At 43.9% G+C, this 2745-nt stretch carries 1 protein-coding gene; it reads right to left on the reverse strand.

The genetic code is table 11. The annotated features are described in order from the left end of the window. The coding region (locus tag DOT_RS10815; protein ID WP_009618226.1) for a cell wall-binding repeat-containing protein at positions 1 to 2745 on the reverse strand (2745 nt) is incomplete at its 5' end.

A 2745-nucleotide genomic window follows, 5' to 3' on the forward strand; every position in this document is an offset into this window, starting at 1 on the left:
TTACTTCGTGTAAAGGAAGAACTTCGCAAATGATCCATTGGTAGCATCTCGGACAACGGTTACGTTCGTTTTGCCACGAAGATCACTTAAGGATTTCACGGAAATGTCTGAAGGATCTGTGACATCAAGCACTAAACCGTTATCAGCAAGGGTAAACGCACCGTCACTTGTTGTGACTTTCTTATTACCAACGTCAACACTATCAACTGTTACTGGGGTTACTACACGGTCTCCATACTCATTCGCGGTTCCATCTACGATTTCATGAGTGGCTGTAGCAATGTCTTTGACTAAGGCAAGATTTCCTTTGTCAAATTCAAGCACGACGACATCGCCTTTTTTAAGATCGTCACTCGTTGTTAAGCCTGAAATCTTATCAGCTGCCAGTGTTTTCAGTTCTCCACCAGCGTATACTGTTAGACTTACTACCTTTTTATCGGTATCACGTAGAACGTTGGTCACTACTGCTTCGTCATACGTTATATCGGATGTTGTTGTCGCATCGAACCAAACTGCAATGACTTCATTATCGTCATTATAGATATAACTTCCGCTCGCAATTTCTGAGCCGTTGTAGTCACCGAATGTCGATTCTACATAATCGCCTGCTTTCGTTGCAGTACTAGCATCCGTTGCATCAAACATTAAGGTTCCTGAAGTCATCTTTTTACCGTCAAGATAACTGTCGCCTGCTTTAAGGCTCGTTATGGTGCCGTAACCATAGGTTCCTGTGCCTTTAAAGAATTCAATTTGTTTAAGGTTACCATTGTCATCGGTATCTAATTTAACCATGCGTCCTTGGCTAGCTTCAGCACTGAAATCAATCACTACGTTACTTGCAGCACCGCTGTTATCTATGAGTGTGATACCTGCACCAGCTAACGTCGCTTTCCAATCACTTGTCGCTCCCGCAGTGTTATCAATATCATAGTCTACGCCATCGACCGTAATCGTGTCCAGGCTATCCAAATTGATATCATAGGAAAGTTCATCGCCATCTTGGTTTACAGCTTCAACGTCAATTTTAGCTTTAGCTTCAGAGTAACCTATAATACTGTCTGTTAAGACTGCAACCTTATCATTGGTGGTAATATTCGCTACGTCTCCACTGATATAGACTAGGTTTCCTGCATGGTCAGTGTACAGGGTTACATCACCCGCGGCTTGAAGTGACTCGGCTGCATCAGAATCGACATCTTTTACTTTACCGTCTGTGTCAATATACACGGCATATTGGTTATAGTTGTAGTCATTGGAGTCATAATCAAACTCATAACTCTTTCCGCCGACTTCGACTGCGTTACTATACACGTTTGTGATCTCACCGGTTGCCGCTTGGTTATTGTAAACTTCTGCGTAACCGTCTCCGTCATTGGCATCTTCATTATAGAAAATTACATCGCCTTTTTGGAGATCTGCTGTCGTGATATTGGCTCCGTCTTTAATGATCGTGGCGTGGTTTGCGTCAAAGGAACCGCTGCCATTAACTCCTAGTACTTCGTCTCCGTCAACGGAGTTGAAGATTAAGAAATCGTTTAAGGTATACGCACTGACAAAGTCAATGTCCCCTGATTTGTCAAATCCTACTTTGGCAAAGTTGAGTTTTTGACCCACATAATCAGCGATGTCTTTTTCTTCACCATTTACATAGAAGGCAAATTTAGCCGTTGAGGTATTGGAGAAGTTATCCCCGGTAACGTCATACTTTTTATCTTCACTAACTAGTTTGATTTGATCTACTTTGGTCACTTCAATCGCATCTTCTTTGGCCGTTGACGTCATGACTTGAGATTTCAGTAATTCGTTATCATTGTTATACCAAACCTGTACAGTTTCACCTAACGCAGCTTCATAATTAAACTTAGGATCAAGAACTTTAAGCGTTTTTACAGTATCTGATTTCGTGTCATGAACTGTGATCTTGCTATTATCGACATCGATCGATTGTACCAGGGTTTCCATGGAATACGAACGATTGAAGTTCGCTGTTAGCATTTGTCCATTGACGTTTACTGTCACGGTATAATCTGTAAGGTACTGAAGAACGTTGGCATCGGAAGAATCAGCAGCATACAAGGTGACCGTCGCAGCCATTCCATTGGCAGACAACTTGACTTCTTGAACGCCATAACGATCTTTGGTCGCTGCATCTTGAATGGTAACATCTGAGGGTTCCAGATTGGTTACCGCTTTGCTAAAGTCGATTTCTAAGAAACGGTTGGTATCATCAAGTGCAGTTACTGAAGTAATCGTCAAATCTCCCGGTACGGTTGTTACTTGACCTTCTGCAACTCCCGTACGAATACTCTCAGGAACAACCGCTGTACCACCAAGCGCTGTAACAACCGTGCTAGCAGACGATTTACTGTGGGTGAACGCGGCCGCAGCAGGAACACTCGCGCCGTCGGTCAGAACAATAGCGGACTTCGTTTGAGCTGCCAGTGGTGCGCCGGCGAGAGCATCAATACCCGTTTTGCCGTTCGCTACATAGACATTATCGAACTGAAGGGAAGACGCGAAGTCTTGGATCACTTGGTTATTTGTGTCATAGGCTGTGATTCCATAGTGGCGAGTTGCGTTGGGCAACTGAGTCATGACGGAAGCATCGATGACGCCGGTTCCACCAATAACATCCGAGGCTGTAATACCTAAGTTAGCTGCTAAGAAGGCTTTGGCACTAGCAGACAGTCCGGATTTTTCAGTTAAGATAATCGGCTCATTGGCTGCAGAGGCAACCGAGGCGAT

The organism is Desulfosporosinus sp. OT (assembly GCF_000224515.1).
Lineage (GTDB): Bacteria > Bacillota > Desulfitobacteriia > Desulfitobacteriales > Desulfitobacteriaceae > Desulfosporosinus.